The organism is Cognatishimia activa, from assembly GCF_026016445.1.
GTDB lineage: Bacteria > Pseudomonadota > Alphaproteobacteria > Rhodobacterales > Rhodobacteraceae > Cognatishimia > Cognatishimia activa_B.
In genome coordinates this window covers 2,849,702-2,866,270 of record NZ_CP096147.1, presented here as the reverse complement: position 1 = coordinate 2,866,270, position 16,569 = coordinate 2,849,702, and the positions used below count along the sequence as shown (strand labels likewise).

The 16,569-nt window shown below is 55.0% G+C and carries 16 protein-coding genes; 12 read left to right on the top strand and 4 right to left on the bottom strand.

The annotated features are described in order from the left end of the window. Positions 1–10: 10 nt before the first annotated feature. The 8 genes from tsaE (at position 11) to M0D42_RS14260 (ending at position 9,688) form a co-directional block, all read left to right on the top strand. Complete coding sequence (gene tsaE / locus M0D42_RS14295) at positions 11–487, top strand: tRNA (adenosine(37)-N6)-threonylcarbamoyltransferase complex ATPase subunit type 1 TsaE (RefSeq protein WP_265019282.1); 477 nt, start codon at positions 11–13, stop codon at positions 485–487. Continuing rightward, positions 480–1,502 carry an aminoglycoside phosphotransferase family protein gene (locus tag M0D42_RS14290; protein ID WP_265019281.1) on the top strand — a complete coding sequence of 341 codons (1,023 nt, stop codon included), beginning with the start codon at positions 480–482 and terminating at the stop codon, positions 1,500–1,502. The genes tsaE and M0D42_RS14290 overlap by 8 nt, the downstream gene beginning before the upstream one ends. Continuing rightward, positions 1,478–2,173, top strand: coding sequence for a nucleotidyltransferase family protein (locus M0D42_RS14285; protein WP_265019280.1), 696 nt, complete (start codon positions 1,478–1,480; stop codon positions 2,171–2,173). The genes M0D42_RS14290 and M0D42_RS14285 overlap by 25 nt, the downstream gene beginning before the upstream one ends. Further along, positions 2,166–5,099: a double-strand break repair protein AddB gene (gene addB / locus M0D42_RS14280; protein ID WP_265019279.1), complete on the top strand. Its 2,934-nt coding sequence runs from the start codon at positions 2,166–2,168 to the stop codon at positions 5,097–5,099. Before M0D42_RS14285 ends, addB begins: the two co-directional genes overlap by 8 nt. Further along, positions 5,096–8,452, top strand: coding sequence for a double-strand break repair helicase AddA (gene addA / locus M0D42_RS14275; RefSeq protein WP_265019278.1), 3,357 nt, complete (start codon positions 5,096–5,098; stop codon positions 8,450–8,452). The genes addB and addA overlap by 4 nt, the downstream gene beginning before the upstream one ends. A 60-nt stretch (positions 8,453–8,512) precedes the next feature. After that, positions 8,513–8,833, top strand: a complete 321-nt coding sequence (gene trxA / locus M0D42_RS14270) for a thioredoxin (protein ID WP_265019277.1) — start codon at positions 8,513–8,515, stop codon at positions 8,831–8,833. A gap of 139 nt (positions 8,834–8,972) precedes the next feature. After that, positions 8,973–9,323 (top strand): Lin0512 family protein, encoded by a 351-nt coding sequence (locus M0D42_RS14265; protein ID WP_265019276.1) that lies wholly within the window; start codon positions 8,973–8,975, stop codon positions 9,321–9,323. Next, positions 9,320–9,688, top strand: a complete 369-nt coding sequence (locus tag M0D42_RS14260; protein WP_265019275.1) for a Lin0512 family protein — start codon at positions 9,320–9,322, stop codon at positions 9,686–9,688. Before M0D42_RS14265 ends, M0D42_RS14260 begins: the two co-directional genes overlap by 4 nt. 76 nt (positions 9,689–9,764) lie before the next feature. On the opposite strand, the gene M0D42_RS14255 is transcribed toward M0D42_RS14260, so the two are convergent. After that, a complete protein-coding gene (locus M0D42_RS14255; RefSeq protein WP_265019274.1) occupies positions 9,765–9,956 on the bottom strand; it encodes a DUF1127 domain-containing protein in 192 nt (63 codons plus the stop codon). Positions 9,957–10,159: 203 nt separating this feature from the next. Between M0D42_RS14255 and hslV the strand changes: the two genes are divergently transcribed. The 4 genes from hslV to M0D42_RS14235 all read left to right on the top strand — a co-directional run bounded on the left by hslV (position 10,160) and on the right by M0D42_RS14235 (position 14,288). Further along, positions 10,160–10,717, top strand: coding sequence for an ATP-dependent protease subunit HslV (hslV, locus tag M0D42_RS14250; RefSeq protein ID WP_265019273.1), 558 nt, complete (start codon positions 10,160–10,162; stop codon positions 10,715–10,717). After that, positions 10,714–11,772, top strand: coding sequence for a hypothetical protein (locus tag M0D42_RS14245; RefSeq protein ID WP_265019272.1), 1,059 nt, complete (start codon positions 10,714–10,716; stop codon positions 11,770–11,772). Before hslV ends, M0D42_RS14245 begins: the two co-directional genes overlap by 4 nt. Positions 11,773–11,781: 9 nt before the next feature. Then, positions 11,782–13,089: an ATP-dependent protease ATPase subunit HslU gene (gene hslU / locus M0D42_RS14240; RefSeq protein WP_265019271.1), complete on the top strand. Its 1,308-nt coding sequence runs from the start codon at positions 11,782–11,784 to the stop codon at positions 13,087–13,089. A gap of 131 nt (positions 13,090–13,220) precedes the next feature. After that, positions 13,221–14,288, top strand: coding sequence for an alpha/beta hydrolase (locus M0D42_RS14235; RefSeq protein WP_265019270.1), 1,068 nt, complete (start codon positions 13,221–13,223; stop codon positions 14,286–14,288). Here the strand turns inward: M0D42_RS14235 and M0D42_RS14230 are convergent. From M0D42_RS14230 to M0D42_RS14220, 3 genes are read right to left on the bottom strand one after another with little or no spacing between them, the layout of a single operon-like run. Further along, complete coding sequence (locus M0D42_RS14230; RefSeq protein WP_265019269.1) at positions 14,285–14,878, bottom strand: Smr/MutS family protein; 594 nt, start codon at positions 14,876–14,878, stop codon at positions 14,285–14,287. The two genes, M0D42_RS14235 and M0D42_RS14230, sit on opposite strands and share 4 nt — an antisense overlap. Next, entirely contained in the window at positions 14,875–15,912 is a 1,038-nt protein-coding gene (locus tag M0D42_RS14225; protein WP_265019268.1) for a murein transglycosylase A, read from the bottom strand. The genes M0D42_RS14230 and M0D42_RS14225 overlap by 4 nt, the downstream gene beginning before the upstream one ends. Further along, positions 15,909–16,562 (bottom strand): Tim44/TimA family putative adaptor protein, encoded by a 654-nt coding sequence (locus tag M0D42_RS14220; protein WP_265019267.1) that lies wholly within the window; start codon positions 16,560–16,562, stop codon positions 15,909–15,911. Before M0D42_RS14220 ends, M0D42_RS14225 begins: the two co-directional genes overlap by 4 nt. Positions 16,563–16,569: the final 7 nt, after the last annotated feature.

The window sequence follows — 16,569 nt, the reverse complement described above, 5'->3', positions numbered from 1 at the left end:
TCCTCTGGCCATGACATTTTTGCCCCCGAATGGATTGCTTGGTTCTGCCGAAGAGACGGCTGAAATAGCCATGGAAATTGGACGACAATTGAAACCCGGCGACTGCATCCTTTTGGAAGGTGGCGTCGGTGCAGGAAAAACGCATTTTGCCCGCAGCTTGATTCAACACACGCTAGAAACCCCGGAAGATGTCCCTTCCCCGACATTTACGCTTGTTCAAACCTACGATGGTCCAATTTGTGAGATTTGGCACGCCGATCTCTATCGATTGTCCGGTCCCGACGAAGTAATTGAACTCGGATTGATCGACGCACTTGATGACTCGATTTGTCTGATCGAATGGCCAGATAGGTTGGCCGAGCTTGTGCCAGAAAACGCCCTGACAATTTCGCTCAGCATGACACCAATTGAGGGCCAGCGTCAGATATCGATGTCTTGGAAAGCCAAGAAATGGACGGATAAGTTGAAAGGCGTAACAAGTGTCTGACCGCGAAAACAAGATTCAGAAATTCATAAAACAAGCTGGTTGGGATGACGCCAAGAGAGCGCCATTGGCTGGTGATGCCTCCAACCGCAGATATGAAAGACTTTTGCGCCCAGACGGTGAATGCGCAGTTTTAATGGATGCTCCTCCCGAACGCGGTGAGGATACGCGACCCTTCGTAAAAATCGCGAACTATCTCACCAGCCACGGCCTGTCCGCACCCAAAATATTTGCATCTGATGAACGTCATGGGTTCTTGCTTTTGGAGGACCTTGGGGACGCACTTTATGCCCGTGTTGTGGAAGAGGATTCACCGCTTGAAAGACCTCTGTATACAGCGGCAATTGACGCGCTGATTGCCCTGCATAACGTGGCCCCACCAGCTGATCTTCCTGCCTATTCCGCTCAGCTTATGGCAGAGAAGGCCGCAATGGCCTGGCGCTGGTATCTAGATCGTTACGATCCATCGAATGATGAGAAGGCGCTGCGCATTGAAGCATTGTTAGAGACTGTTTTGGCGCCATTTGATCAAAAATCTGATGTTTTGATTCAACGAGACTATCATGCCGAGAATCTCATCTGGTTGCCTGATCGCAGCGGTGTTGCGAAAGTAGGTATGCTGGATTTCCAAGATGCTTTGAAGGGCCATCGCGCCTATGATTTGGTGTCTTTGCTCCAAGACGCGCGGCGTGATGTTTCGGAGGACTTAGAGCAGGCAATGATTGCGCATTATCTTGATCAAACCGGGCTTGATCAGAATGAATTCGTGGCGGACTACCACCTCCTGGGCCTACAGCGAAATCTGCGCATTTTGGGTGTTTTCGCGCGGCTATCTCTGCACTTCGGCAAAGCGCACTACGTAGACTTCATCCCGCGCGTTTGGGGTTATATCGAGCGAGATCTTAAACACCCAGCAACGGATGAAATTCGAGAGCAGGTCTTAGCTGAACTTCCGGCGCCCACCCCAGCACATCTGCAACGATTGAGAGACCTATGCGGCACCGTCCCAACGCCTTGATGATATTTGCGGCTGGGTTTGGAACCCGCATGGGCGCATTGACCGCCAACACACCCAAACCGCTGATAGCCGTCGCTGGTAAGCCACTGATCGACCACACCATCAATCTTGCTAACGAGTGCTGCTTAGACCCGATATTAGCCAATCTTCACTATCTTCCTGACCAGCTCGAAGTGCACCTACATGCACAAGGTGTAAAAACCATTCGCGAAGAGCTGGAGATACTGGAAACCGGCGGAGGATTGAAAAACGCGCTGCCTCTTCTCGGAGACAATGCTTTCATCACCTCCAACTCCGACGCCATATGGAAGGGGCCAAACCCATTTCAGATGGCGATTGACGCTTGGAACCCAAGCAGAATGGACGCGCTGTTAGTCTGTATCCCAATCGGGCAATGCGTTGGATACAAGGGCCAAGGTGATTTCATCTTGGCAAAAGATGGTCGTCTCACCTATGGCCCTGATGATTTGGTCTTTGGAGGCATTCAGGTCATGAAACCAGAATTGCTCGAAGGGTTTTCCCAAACAAAATTCTCCCTCCGAGACGTTTGGATTGATAATCAGGACGCCGGACGCATTCACGGGATATCCTACCCTGGTCAATGGTGTGACGTTGGCCACCCTGCTGGCATAGACCTCGCAGAAGCTCTGTTGCGAGGTGATGATGTTTAGCCCATCCGAAAAGCCACGGGTATTTGGCATTGCACCAGGCATCGACTTTCCGCAAGCACTCTGGAGAGGCTTGCTTGATCGCATGCAGGATCAACCACCCGAAGCTATGGCACAGGTCCAGATCATCGTGAACACTCAGCGGATGGCGCGCCGTTTGCGATCAATTGCTGATGCCGGGCCCGCGACACTGATGCCGCGCATTGATCTGCTGACTCACGTGGGCAAAAATCTCGCGCACAAGGAAATTCCTGCTGCGGTGAACCCCCTACGTCGACGGTTTGAACTGATCCAGCTGATTTCTCGTCTTCTGGAGCAGCAACCCGATCTCGCCCCCCGCGCGTCGCTCTATGATCTTGCAGACAGTCTCGCCGGGCTCATGGATGAAATGAGCGGCGAAGGTGTTTCGCCTGATAGCATCGAAGCGCTGGACGTCTCCGACCAATCAGGCCATTGGGAACGCGCTCAGGCGTTTTTCGGCATCGCGCGCAACTTTCTAGAAACCGTGGACCAAGCGCCTGACAGCGAGACGCGTCAACGTATGGTGATCCAACGCCTCTCAGAGGAGTGGGAGACCAACCCGCCGCAACATCCTGTGATCCTTGCTGGCTCAACCGGATCGCGCGGGACAACCATGCTTTTGATGCAGGCAGTCGCCAAACTGCCCCAGGGCGCTTTGATCCTACCGGGGTTTGATTTCGATACGCCAAAGTCCGTTTGGGCGGCCTTGTCAGATGCTTTAACCGCCGAAGATCACCCGCAATTTCGGTTTCAGAAAATCCTATCTGGGCTGGACCTAACTTCTGAAAATGTCGCTGAGTGGACAAACGCGGCAGCCCCCTGCCCTTCTCGTAACAAATTGATATCGCTTGCACTTCGCCCTGCTCCCGTCACGGATCAATGGCGTCGCGAGGGACCAAATCTGACCGATCTCGATCAGGCAACACAAGACGTCACACTTTTAGAAGCGCCCTCCATGCGCGAAGAGGCATTAGCGATTGCGATGCGCCTGCGCCAAGCTGCCGAGAATGGCCAAACAGCGGCCCTGATCACGCCGGACAGGATGCTGACCCGTCAGGTCACAGCGGCATTGGATCGTTGGAATATCTTGCCGGACGATTCAGCAGGAACCCCGCTTCAGCTGTCGCCTCCCGGGCGGTTCTTGCGCCATGTCGCAGCCTTGTTTTTCCGCCCACTAACGTCGGAATCCCTGCTGACTTTGCTGAAACACCCCCTCACCCATTCGGGCACGGATCGGAACCACCATCTGCGCTTCACCCGCGAGCTGGAGTTATACCTACGCCGTAAAGGCATCACCTTTCCCGAGCCAGAAGTGCTGTCTGCCTGGAGCAAGACAATCGAAGGCGCAGAAACTTGGGGCGTATGGTTAACCAACACCTTCTGCGACGCCGAACAGCCTGGTGCCCTGCCCTTTGAAGCACGCTTAGAAACCCAACTCGCGCGCTCTGAAATCATCGCGCGCGGCAGTGTCGATGCTGAGGGTTCAGGTAGACTCTGGGAAGAAAAAGCCGGGCGTGAAGCTGTGCGGATCGTCGAGGACCTACGCGAAAACGCTCCTCATGCAGGCGAGATCGGTGCTGCAGACTATGCCGATCTGTTTGGGGCGGTGCTGTCGCAAGGTGAGGTGCGTGATCGTGATGCTCCACATCCCAATATCCTGATCTGGGGCACCTTGGAGGCCCGCGTTCAGGGCGCAGACCTGACGATCCTTGGCGGCCTGAATGAGGGCAGCTGGCCTGAAAACGCCAAACCCGACCCATGGCTCAACCGAAAAATGCGTCATGACGCGGGTCTATTGTTGCCTGAGCGCCGCATCGGCCTGTCTGCCCATGACTTTCAGCAGGCGGTTGGCTCGAAAGAAGTCTGGCTGACCCGCTCAATCCGTTCTGATGACGCCGAAACGGTGCCATCACGCTGGATCAACCGATTGACGAACCTGCTCGACGGCCTGCCAGAGCAGGGTGGCCCTACCGCTTTAACCGAAATGCGACAACGCGGCGTCGCTTGGTTGAATATGACAAAGGCCCTCGAAATGGTGACACCTGTTCCAGCGGCGAAACGTCCGTCGCCGAAACCGCCTATCGCCTCAAGGCCAACCAAACTCTCGGTCACCGAAATCAAAAAGTTGATCCGCGATCCTTATGCCATCTATGCGCGTCACACCCTGCGCCTGCGCCCCATGGATCCTCTGATGCGCACCCCGGATGCTCTTCTACGAGGGATCGTTATCCACGAGGTACTGGAGGCATTTATTAAAGATGTCAGTGAAGATCGTGCGCTGCTGACGAAAGAACATCTGATATTCATTTCAGAGACTGTTTTAGCCCAAAACGTCCCGTGGGCCACGGCACGCAGCCTGTGGAAAGCGCGAATTGATCGTATTTCAGATCAATTTGTCACCGATGAAAAAAACCGCCAAAACCGTGGCAAGCCCATTGGGTTTGAAGCCACGGCTAAGACGGACATCCCGCAGCTTGGCTTTACTCTAACCGGCACCGCCGACCGGATCGACCGTACCAAAACCGGTGATCTGATGATCTATGACTACAAAACCGGTGCCCCGCCGACGCCAGCCGAACAGCGGTACTTTGACAAGCAATTGCTGCTAGAAGCCGCCATGGCCGAAAAAGGCGGGTTCCGAGATATCGACCCCGCTGAAGTCGCTGAGGCAATCTATATTGGTCTTTCCAACACCCCGAAAACTGTCGCTGCACCATTGCTTGAGATGCCAACGGCCCAGGTCTGGGCCGAATTCGAACAGCTGATCACCCGCTATTTGGATGCAGAGCAGGGGTTCACCTCACGCCGAGCACTGCGGAAAGACACCGATCACAGCGACTACGACCAGCTCGCGCGGTTTGGCGAATGGGATGTGACCGAAGAACCCACGCCGGAGGACCTGGCATGAAGCGTAACGACGCCACCGAACGCCAAGTTCAAGCGGCGCGGCCTGATGCCTCGACTTGGCTCTCAGCCAATGCCGGATCGGGCAAAACCCGCGTTCTAACCGACCGCGTTGCGCGGCTGTTGCTGGAAGGCGTGCAGCCACAGCACATCCTATGCCTGACCTATACCAAAGCAGCTGCCTCCGAGATGCAAAACCGGTTGTTTAAACGGCTTGGGTCATGGGCCATGCGCGATGACACAGCCCTGAAGACAGAACTGCTGGAGCTAGGCGTTGAAGGGGTCATCAACTCGCGGCGTTTGAATGATGCCCGCACTCTTTTTGCACGCGCGATTGAAACGCCGGGTGGCCTAAAAATCCAAACCATCCACTCCTTCTGTTCGTCTTTACTGCGTCGCTTTCCTTTGGAGGCAGGGGTCAGCCCGTTGTTCAAAGAGATGGAAGACCGCGCGGCAGCCTTGTTGCGGGAAGAGATCGTTGATGAGATGGCGGGCGGCAATGACTCGAACCTGATTGCAGACCTCGCGCGGCATTTCACCGGCGACAGTTTTGAAATGCTAACAGCTGATATCGTGCGATCCGCCCACAGCTATGCAAAGCCGGTTTCAAAAGACCGGCTATTTGAAGTGCTTGGCCTTAAGGGTGGCACAACTGACGAGACGATTGCGGCATCCGTGTTTTTGGGCGATGAGGCTGACCTGATTGCTTCGCTGATCGAGGTGCTAAAAACTGGTGGTGCAAACGATGGCAAGGCCGCTGCGAAACTCGCTGTTTTGCCGCAAATTGGCTACGACGCACTCCCTGTGCTGGAGGGGGTATTCCTCACCGGCGAAAAGGCAAAAGAGCCATTTTCTGCCAAGATAGGGTCTTTTCCGACCAAGAAACTGCAAAAAGATCATCCTGATCTGATTGCGCGCCTGGATAAACTCATGATGCGCGTTGAAGATGCGCGCAAGGATCGTTTGGCGCTGGCAAATGCGCGACGCAGCCTTGCGCTTTGGTCATTCGCGCATCGGTTTTTGGAGCACTATGAGGCCAACAAACAACGCCTTGGGTGGCTTGATTTTGATGACCTGATTTTGCGCGCGCGTAATCTGCTGTCGGACCCAAACGTGGCGCAATGGGTGCTGTATCGTCTGGACGGTGGGATCGATCACATCCTTGTGGACGAAGCGCAGGATACAAGCCCCGTGCAATGGCAGGTGATTGAACGCTTGGCACAGGAATTCACATCTGGCACCGGCGCGCGGGACGATACCCAGCGCACGATTTTTGTGGTTGGGGATAAAAAGCAGTCGATTTACAGCTTCCAAGGCGCGGACCCGGCCGAGTTTGACCGCATGCGCGCGGAATTTGGTGAAAGACTTCAGGCCTCGGAAGCACCTTTGCAAAACTTGGAGCTGGAATATTCCTTCCGCTCATCCGACGCGGTGCTGCGCGTGGTGGATGCCTGTTTTGCCGTGCAACCCAGCACCAAGTTTGAGCAGCACATTGCGTTTAATAGCGACCTACCGGGACGGGTTGATCTGTGGCCCGTGGTAGAGAAAACCGAAGCGCCTGAAGAGGGCGATTGGTACGATCCGGTAGATCGGCTGAGTGATACGCACCACACTGTTCAATTGGCTCAAAATATTGCTTGGGAAATCAAGCGAATGATCCGCGAACAAGTCTCTATTCCTGCTAAAAAAGGTAAAGAAGGCGTCTATACGCAACGACCGGTTCGTGCTGGGGATTTCCTTATACTCGTCCAACGTCGGTCGGATTTGTTCCAAGAGATCATCCGCGCCTGTAAGGTCGCGAAATTGCCGATCGCCGGGGCTGACCGACTGAAAGTTGGGGCGGAAATGGCGGTGAAAGATCTTGAGGCGCTGCTGAAATTCCTTGGCACGCCAGAAGACAGCCTGTCCTTGGCCACAGTTCTCAGATCGCCTTTGCTAGGCTGGAGCGAACAGCAACTATTTGACCTTGCCCATCGCCGCACAACTCCCTTCCTCTGGCAGGCGCTGCGGGATCGCGGCGAGGAATTCCCAAAAACCATGACGTTCTTGGGTGATCTGATGGGGCAGACGGATTTTCTGCGCCCCTATGATCTGATTGAGCGCATTCTGACCCGCCATGATGGCCGCCGGAAGTTACTTGCGCGGCTGGGCAATGAGGCCGAGGATGGGATCAATGCGCTCTTGTCTCAGGCGCTCGCCTATGAACGCAGCGCTGTGCCCAGCCTGACGGGCTTTCTTGTCTGGATGGAAACTGACGATCTGGAAATCAAACGCCAGATGGACAGCGCCAGCGATCAGATCAGGGTGATGACTGTGCATGGCTCTAAGGGCCTGGAAGCTCCGATTGTCATCATGCCCGACACCGGAAAACGCCTACTGCGCATGACGGATCAAATTGTGCATACCGAAGATGTTGCGCTTTGGAATTCAGGAGGCGCGACGGCTCCTGATGCCGTGCGCGCAGCGCGGGAAACCAAAGCAGACGCCCAGCGCCAAGAGCGGATGCGGCTTTTGTATGTGGCGATGACGCGAGCCGAGAAATGGTTGATCGTTGCCGCCGCCGGCGATTTGGATAAATCAGGCGACACTTGGTATCAGACCATTGAAGCAGGGATGAAACATCTGGGTGCTGAACCTCATGGTTTCGCCGAGGGGCAGGGGCTGCGTTACGAACATGGTGACTGGTCGGGCGAGTTGGTCGCCGAAGCGATCAAAACCGAAGCGGCAATACCTGAACTACCACTCCATTATAAAACACCCGCTGCAAAGGTATCAGCACCGGACGCAGCGCTAAGCCCGTCAGATCTGGGCGGAGCTAAAGCATTGCCCGGAGAAGCAGGTCTGGATGAAGAAGCAGCCAAGAAACGCGGGCGTCAAATCCACCTGCTTCTGGAACATCTGGCCGATGAACCAGAAGACAATTGGCACGATCTCGCACCGCGTATTTTGGAGAACGCGGGGGAGGGGGCCGACACCTGGACGGACCTGCTTGCCGAGGCTGCGTTGGTCTTGAGGGCGCCTGAGCTTCAGCACCTTTTTGCATCCGACACCCTGGCCGAGGTTTCTTTGACGGCAAGCCTAGGCGATCAAAAACTGCACGGCACAATTGACCGTTTGATCATCAGCGAATCCGAAGTGCTGGCGGTGGATTTCAAAACCAACGCTGTTGTGCCATCTGACATCGCCAAAACCCCTGAAGGGCTCTTGCGCCAGATGGGGGCCTATGCGCATGCGTTGAAACAAATCTATCCAGGCAAAACGGTCAAAACCGCGCTTCTCTGGACTAAAACGGGACAATTGATGTCATTGCCTGACGCCCTGATCACAGAAGCTCTCGGAAACGTGTATCGCGCTTGACGCCACAACATCGGGTACCTAGGTTCATGGCCGACCCAAATTCTTCCTTAGGAGACTCAAATGGCAACTGTCGCTGTCACCGATGCCACCTTTGACGCTGAAGTCAAAAATTCCGATATCCCAGTTGTCGTCGACTTCTGGGCTGAGTGGTGTGGCCCGTGTAAACAAATCGGCCCAGCTCTCGAAGAGCTATCCGCCGAATACGAAGGCAAAGTAAAAGTTGTGAAAGTCGACGTCGACTCCAACCCGAACTCCGCCGCAGCCATGGGCGTGCGCGGCATTCCTGCGCTGTTCATCTTCAAAGACGGTCAGGTCGTCTCTAACCGCGCCGGTGCTGCTCCGAAGGCAGCTCTGCAAGGCTGGATCGACGAATCCATTTGATCTGACCGATCAACCGACAAAAAAATGGCGTTCCTACTCGGAGCGCCATTTTCTTTTGGACCTATGAAAGCGTCCAATTGGCCTCTTTCCTTTCACCCTGCCTTTCAGCAGTCTGGCAGCAATCTTAGAAAGGAACCCCATGGCCAAAAAACGAGTGCTGGTCGAGTTCGGGATGGGCACATCCCTGCGCCGCGAAGATTACACCCAAGCTGCCAGCCGCGCCCTGAAGGATGCGCTCTGGCACAACTCCATCAATATGGCAGAACTGTTTGGTTTTGAGAAAAGCGCCATGATTATTGATGCCAAGATCGGATGTGCGAAACCTGATCAGGTAGATGTGGCCGAGCTGAAAAAGATCTTCCCGTATGGGCAGCCGAATATCATCGTGGAAGAGGGCGGGCTGGACGTAAATGCCCCGCATCGCAACGGGAACACCGTGATCGCCAATGCCGCCATCATCGTATCTTTCGATATGGAGCCAGCCCAATGAGCAAGAAACGTATTATCCTTGAAATGGGCACCGGCAACGATCTTTACGGAAAGGACTACACAAAGGCCGCGAAGCGCGCTGTACAAGACGCGTTGCATCACTCATCCATTACACTCTTCCCAAGCATTGGCATGGATCATCTAGAGATGAGTGTGAAGGTCACAATCGGCGTCGCTGAGCCAGAAAAAGTGGATTGCGAGGCGGTCGCCGCCGATCTGCCCCGCGGTGTGGCAGAGGTCACAGCCGTTAAAGGCGGACTGAATGTCGATCACGAAGAAGCCGGCACCTGCCATGTCATCGCGACCGCGGCCATTGAAGCTTTCGTGCCGGACCAAACCGGTAAATGGAAGCTTTCAGAAGCTTAAAATAGTGGAAAGCCGCTCTTGAGGGGTAAGAGCGGCTTTCCGTTGATCCGGCGTCTCACGACGAAGGATCGAAACTTTAGATCAGATCTTTGCGTGCCAAACCGATGTCATCCAGCTGCGTATCTGTCAGCTTCATCAGCTCCTCACGGGTCTTATGTTTTTGATACCAGGTGACGATGCCCGTGAAGATTTCAGAGGCGAGGTTGTACTCCCGGAGTGCGTTGACAGCTCCGAAAGGCGCTTGCGCTGCGATAGCTTGAGAAGCCATGTGTCGTGTCCTTTGTGCGTCAGCCGACCCAACGTCGGTTGCAAGGCCTTCCTACGAGCAAGGCTTGAGTCGAACAAATGCCCATCGCAAATGTCCGTATTGCGCTGAGTGCATATCTTTTAGGCAACTTGAAAACATGGGCTTTGTCTTGCACCTCGTGAATCAGCGGCCCATATATTGTGGACGAAATTACGGAGATCCTTATGGCAGACGACGCATTCCCAGGCTGGCACGGCACCACAATCATTGGCGTCAATAAAGGCGGCGAGGTTGTGATCGCTGGGGACGGGCAGGTGAGCCTTGGTCAGACGGTGATCAAAGGCACGGCACGCAAGGTACGTCGCCTGAAACCGGGCGGACATGAGGTTGTCGCGGGGTTTGCAGGATCAACTGCGGATGCGTTCACCTTGCTGGAACGGCTTGAGGCCAAACTCGAAGCGACCCCCGGCCAGCTTGCACGCGCCTCTGTGGAATTGGCCAAGGATTGGCGGACTGACAAATATCTGCAAAAGCTGGAAGCCATGCTGATTGTCTCGGATGGTAAAGACATCTTCGTCATCACTGGTGCAGGAGATGTTCTGGAGCCTGAGCACGACGTGACAGCAATTGGTTCCGGCGGTAACTTCGCCCTGGCTGCTGCCCGCGGTATGATGGACAGCGACAAAGACGCTGAAACCATTGCGCGCGATGCCATGGCGATTGCGGCTGATATCTGCGTCTACACAAATGGCCGCCTGACCGTGGAGAAGATCTCTGCATGATCGCATCTGATGATCTCCGGGCCGCTGTTGAGTCGGGTCTGTTGACCGAAGCCCAAGCAGTGTCATTGCGGGCTTTGGCCGATAGCCGACGTGGTGCCCGCGAAGGCCTTGCACCAGGAGATGAACCATTTGAGCTGTTCAAAGGGTTCAATGAAATCTTCATCGTCGTTGGTCTGGTGATCTTAGCTGCGGGCTGGATCACAGTGAATTCCGTGACCATGGCGACCGAGATTGTGAACTATCAATCTCACATCCTGACAGCGACTGTTATTGGCGGGTTAGTGATCTGGGGTATTTCGGAATACTTTATTCGCATCCGTCGTATGGTTGCCCCAGCGATTGCCCTGTCGATCATGTTTGCCGGGAATGCTGTCGCTGGCTGCGCTGCCTATTTTGCGGAACCTTTCATGGTTGCTCAGGAGGACTTTTCTTCTCTGCCAATCGCCATGGGAGCCAGCGTCGCGGCCCTGACCGTCTATTGGTGGCGCTTCCGCGTGCCTTTCGCCATGGCGCTAATTGCGCTTGGTATTTTTGGCCTCGCTATGATCATTGGTGCCAATAGCGCGGGCACGCCGGCAGATATCACCGATATCTTCCGCCTCAGCGCGCAGGGCCCCTTCGCATGGATCACGCTGGCTGTGGGCCTCGCGGTTTTCGTTGTCGCAATGGTTTTTGACATGTCTGATCCGCACCGAGTCACCCGACGGTCGGCGCAGGGTTTCTGGCTGCACGTCGTTGCTGCGCCTGCATTAGTTAACACCCTTGCGCTTGCACTGATGGAGAGCGAAAGCAACGCCGTTCTTTTAGTCGTATTGCTGGCCTTCGCCTTGATCGCGATCATCATTGACCGCCGGTCCTTCCTAATCACCGCCATTGGCTATGTCGTCGCCCTGGCCTTCACTGTCTTTGAAGGAGACGGTGCGGGACTGACGATCCTGTTCCTTGGTATCTTCCTTGTGGCGCTGGGGGCCTTCTGGGCTCGCATCCGCGCTGCACTCCTGAAAACATTCTCAGGTGTTCTGCCGCTGAAGCGGCTACCGCCTGCCCACTCGTAATGGATACTCATGACTGACCTGACCCCTCGCGAAATCGTCTCAGAACTCGACCGTTTCATCATCGGCCAAAAAGACGCCAAACGTGCCGTCGCTGTGGCCCTGCGCAACCGGTGGCGTCGCAAGCAGCTCTCTGATGATCTACGCGATGAAGTCTACCCGAAGAACATCCTGATGATCGGGCCAACCGGCGTTGGTAAAACCGAGATTTCCCGGCGTCTGGCAAAGCTTGCCAAAGCACCGTTTATCAAGGTCGAAGCCACGAAGTTCACCGAAGTGGGTTACGTAGGCCGCGACGTTGAACAGATCGTGCGTGATCCAGTCGACGCGGCCATTATGCAGACCCGCGAATACATGCGTGATGAGGTCAAAGCCAACGCGCAGAACGCTGCCGAAGAACGCGTGATCACCGCCATTGCCGGTGAAGACGCGCGCGAAGGCACGCGTGAGATGTTCCGCAAAAAACTGCACGCGGGCGAGCTGGATGATACGGTTATCGATCTTGAGATTTCCGATACCTCTAATCCGATGCCGATGTTTGACATACCGGGCCAGCCGGGTGGGCAAATGGGCATGATGAACCTAGGCGATATCTTCGGCAAAGCGCTGGGTGGCCGCACTACTAAGAAACGCATGACCGTTGCAGAAAGCTACGACGTATTAATTGGCGAAGAAGCCGACAAACTGCTGGATGATGAGACTGTCACCAAAGCGGCACTGGAAGCAGTGGAGCAAAACGGCATTGTCTTTCTCGATGAGATCGACAAAGTCTGTGCCCGGTCTGATGCGCGCGGTGGTGATGTCTCTCGTGAAGGGGTGCAGCGCGACCTGCTGCCGCTGATCGAAGGCACAACTGTTTCCACAAAGCATGGCCCGGTGAAAACTGACCACATCCTGTTCATCGCATCCGGTGCTTTCCACATTGCGAAACCGTCTGACCTGCTGCCAGAACTGCAAGGCCGTCTGCCAATCCGCGTAGAATTGCGCGCCCTGACCGAAGAGGACTTCGTGCGCATTCTGACGGAGACCGATAATGCGTTGACCCGTCAGTATTCTGCATTGATGGCAACCGAGGAAGTCGCGGTGACCTTCACCGATGACGGCATCGCGGCGCTGGCTAAGATCGCGGCAGACGTGAACCAATCCGTCGAAAACATCGGCGCACGGCGACTTTACACTGTGATAGAGCGGGTCTTCGAAGATCTTAGCTTCACAGCACCTGATCAGGCGGGAACAGATATTTCTGTGGATGCGGCGTTTGTTGAGAAACACCTTGGCGAGCTGTCAAAATCAACAGATGTGTCGCGCTACGTGCTTTAGGTTTTAGTTGCCTCATTTACCCTGGCTGCCGATAGTTCAGCCAGGGTATGAGCTGGTAGGCTGTTATGCGATTTTGGTTATTAAGCGTTCTTGTTCTTTCGTTTTTAGCGGCCTGCGCCGAAAGGGAACAATTGATACTGAAGCCTGATGCCGGCTCCATCGGCACACCGCATCAGATATTTGTCGCCACAAACCGCGCACCTAACTCTGAATCCTCCGGCTACGGAAAGTCCAGATCTGAGGATCTCGTCTATCAAAAGGCGACAGTGGTTGTTCCAGCAGAGCATGTACCGGGAACGCTACGCATCAGACACAATAATCCAGATCCGCAGCAACACTTTTCAATCGCGTCACTGCAAATTCTGAAAGGTGAGTCCGGTTTTGAAACCGCGCTATCGCATCAGACCCGCGGCCTCCCTGCTGAAAATCGCAACGCGATGGTTTTTGTGCATGGGTTCAACAACAGTTATTCCGAGGCTCTATATCGTCAGGCGCAGATGCGTCACGACGTAGAAACCTTTTCGACCCACGTGAATTTCGCATGGCCCAGCGCGGCCAAAGTTGTGGGCTACGGCCATGATCGCGATAGCACTTTGTTCAGCCGAGATGCACTCGTTCAAACGCTGAAAGCAACCCGAGATGGTACAAAGGCAAAGCCCTTCGTGCTTGCCCATTCAATGGGGGCTTTGTTGACGATGGAAGCGCTGCGCCAAATAGAAATCGAAAGCCCCGGCTGGGCATCAAAAAATCTGTTCGGAGTGGCGCTGATCGTGCCGGACATCGATATCGATGTATTCAAAAGCCAGCTTGCAAAACTTCGATCTCTGCCACAGCCCTTTATGCTATTCGTCTCAGAACGTGATGTGGCGCTGCAGGTTTCGGGCGTTATCAGCGGGCGCCCCAGCCGCTTGGGAAACGACAGTGACATAGCTGCGCTGGCAGACTACCCAATTCTGGTATTTGATATTTCAGCTTTCGGAGAAGGCAGAAACACCGATCATTTTGCCATCGCGACATCACCGGCATTGCTAGATTTTATCAATAGCGGTGGTGTTCTGCGTCTATTGGAAGAAGAAAGCGGTACGACTTTGGAACTAGACGCAGGACAGCGGCGCATTGCAGTCACCAAGGAAACCATGGGCCGCGCAGTGCTTTGGAAGCTGGAGCCGGTCGAGGCCCTGTCGAATACATCGGGTTAACCGCGCCGACGCAAATATACATAGTAGGCGCCAGAGCCACCGTGTTTCAGATGCGCCTCACGAACCTGCAAGACCACTGAACGCAGAGGCGCCATTTGCAACCATTGTGGAACCTGATGTTTCAACACGCCGCGTCGCACCGGGATCGGCCCGTCATCGCGCTTGCTTTTGCCTTTGCCCGTGATCACCAGCACGAGCCGTTTGCCCTCGGTATAGGAGCGCATCACGAAGCCAATCAGGGCAGGATGCGCCTGATCCAGGGTCATACCGTGCAGGTCAATCCGTCCCTCCGGGGTCAGCTTGCCTTTGGTCATGCGGCCGTAAGCCTTTTTGTCCATCTGCACGGGCTGATTTCCGACGCGATCCGAAATCGACGGCATCAAGTCATGGTTCTTGGCATTTTTCTTGGCCTTCGCGCCCAGCTGAAATGGCTGCAACTGCGTTACTTCCACTTTTACCGGTTTTGGCATCGGCAAGGGGCGATCTTCTGGGCTGACTGGTTTGCGTTTCGGGGGATGCAAAGGTTCCGCGGTTTCGGAAACCTTTTTCCACAACGCCTTGTCTTCATCACTCAGGCCTTTGCGTTTCACATCACCGCCTCAGGCAAAAGCGAGTAGGCCCGCTGGATTGGGAGCAAAACAATCATCCGCCCAGGATCCCGCAAACGACCGGCCTTACGACCGGCTTCATCACCCGTTCCAAAGAAAATATCCGCCCGCTGAGCGCCTTTGATGGCTGATCCTGTATCCTGCGCTATCATCAAACGGCGGATTGGATCATCACCGTCTTTCTCTACCCAAACTGGCGCGCCGAGTTGGGTAAAGGCTGGATCAACGGCAACAGACCGCATGGTTGTGATTGAGCGGTTCATGGCCCCCAAAGGCCCCTTATGGGCGGGGACTTGGTTCACCGTGCGGAAGAAAACGTAAGATGGGTTGTGCCGTAGCAACTCAGCCCCATCGACAGGGTTCCGTTTCACCCAATTCTGGATGACCTGCGCAGAAACCTGATGGCTGGCGTAGGTCCCACGCCTCACGAGTTCTGCGCCAACAGAACGATAGGGATGCCCATTGGCTCCGCCATAACCTACGCGAATGGCGCTACCATCCGGCAAACGAATACGGCCAGACCCTTGGATTTGAAGGAAAAACAGCTCAACCGAGTCATCAACCCAGGCGATTTCCAATCCGCGACCAACCAAAGCGCCGGTGGTTTCGATCTCTTCTCGAGTCATGAACCTTTGGCCCAAACGCACTTCTGGTGGTTTGGCATAAACCGGAAAGCGATAACGCGCGGTTGGTACACGAGATCCGTGCAGTTCCGGCTCAAAATAGCCGGTGAATTTCGCATCGACCCCATCCTCGATCAGGACTGGTCGAAACAGAAGCTCAAAGAACTTCTTTGCATTGCCAAAGGTCGGGGCGGCCGCACAGATCGCACGCCAGTCGGGCGCATCAAGGTCGGGGCAAGTGTTCTGAAATACACGAAGCGCGGCGTGGTGATCGTCGCGCTCCCAACCATCAAGGTCTTTGTAGTCTAAAATCGTGTAAGACGTCTCAGCGGTTGCGATGTTTGACATCATCGCAACCCCTGCAACCAATGCCGCCCGAAGCGCCGCAATCATTCGCCCGTGGCAACAAGCTGCCAGTTAGGATCGTCAGCACCCATGGTACGCGCGAAGGTCCAAGCGTCTTTCTGACGTTTCACCTGGGTCTCGCTGCCTTCGACAATCTCACCCTCGGCATTGCGCACGACATAGGTCAGCTCGCCGATGAATTTCACGGTCAGCTCAGCTTCACGCGTTGCATCGTCAAAAGTTGCCTCCTGCAACGTGGTCTCCCGGACACCGATGAATTCAGCATCGATGGTCAGGCCTTGCTCTTCGCGGGCTTTCACAACGCCATCGAACGCTTCGTAAACATCGTCTGCCAAGAAATCTTTCACACCGGATAGATCGCCTTTTTCAAAGCCCATCAGGATCATCTCGTAAGCGCCCTTTGCGCCACCCAAGAAGTCACTGACGCCAAAGCCCGGCTCTGCGGATTTCATCTTGCCCAGAGCTTCCGCAGAAGAAGAGCCTTCTTCCACGTGATCTGTGATGTCCCGATCTGGGCCACCTTCGATCACTTCAAGTTCAGGGCCACGACGTTGCTGAACAGTCGTTTCACGGGGAGGCTCAAACCCATCACGGGTGCCAAGCACATTTCTCAGCCGCAGGATCAAAAAGACGGCGATGCCGGCCAATACCAAAAGCTGAAGTAGGGGCGAATTCATTAGAACC

Bases quoted from the DNA above. Each gene is read 5' to 3' on its own strand.
- tsaE (WP_265019282.1), top strand. From the start codon at position 11: ATGACATTTTTGCCCCCGAATGGATTGCTTGGTTCTGCCGAAGAGACG.
- M0D42_RS14285 (WP_265019280.1), top strand. From the start codon at position 1,478: ATGCGGCACCGTCCCAACGCCTTGATGATATTTGCGGCTGGGTTTGGA.
- addB (WP_265019279.1), top strand. From the start codon at position 2,166: ATGTTTAGCCCATCCGAAAAGCCACGGGTATTTGGCATTGCACCAGGC.
- addA (WP_265019278.1), top strand. From the start codon at position 5,096: ATGAAGCGTAACGACGCCACCGAACGCCAAGTTCAAGCGGCGCGGCCT.
- trxA (WP_265019277.1), top strand. From the start codon at position 8,513: ATGGCAACTGTCGCTGTCACCGATGCCACCTTTGACGCTGAAGTCAAA.
- M0D42_RS14265 (WP_265019276.1), top strand. From the start codon at position 8,973: ATGGCCAAAAAACGAGTGCTGGTCGAGTTCGGGATGGGCACATCCCTG.
- M0D42_RS14260 (WP_265019275.1), top strand. From the start codon at position 9,320: ATGAGCAAGAAACGTATTATCCTTGAAATGGGCACCGGCAACGATCTT.
- M0D42_RS14255 (WP_265019274.1), bottom strand. From the start codon at position 9,956: ATGGCTTCTCAAGCTATCGCAGCGCAAGCGCCTTTCGGAGCTGTCAAC.
- hslV (WP_265019273.1), top strand. From the start codon at position 10,160: ATGGCAGACGACGCATTCCCAGGCTGGCACGGCACCACAATCATTGGC.
- M0D42_RS14245 (WP_265019272.1), top strand. From the start codon at position 10,714: ATGATCGCATCTGATGATCTCCGGGCCGCTGTTGAGTCGGGTCTGTTG.
- hslU (WP_265019271.1), top strand. From the start codon at position 11,782: ATGACTGACCTGACCCCTCGCGAAATCGTCTCAGAACTCGACCGTTTC.
- M0D42_RS14225 (WP_265019268.1), bottom strand. From the start codon at position 15,912: ATGATTGCGGCGCTTCGGGCGGCATTGGTTGCAGGGGTTGCGATGATG.
- M0D42_RS14220 (WP_265019267.1), bottom strand. From the start codon at position 16,562: ATGAATTCGCCCCTACTTCAGCTTTTGGTATTGGCCGGCATCGCCGTC.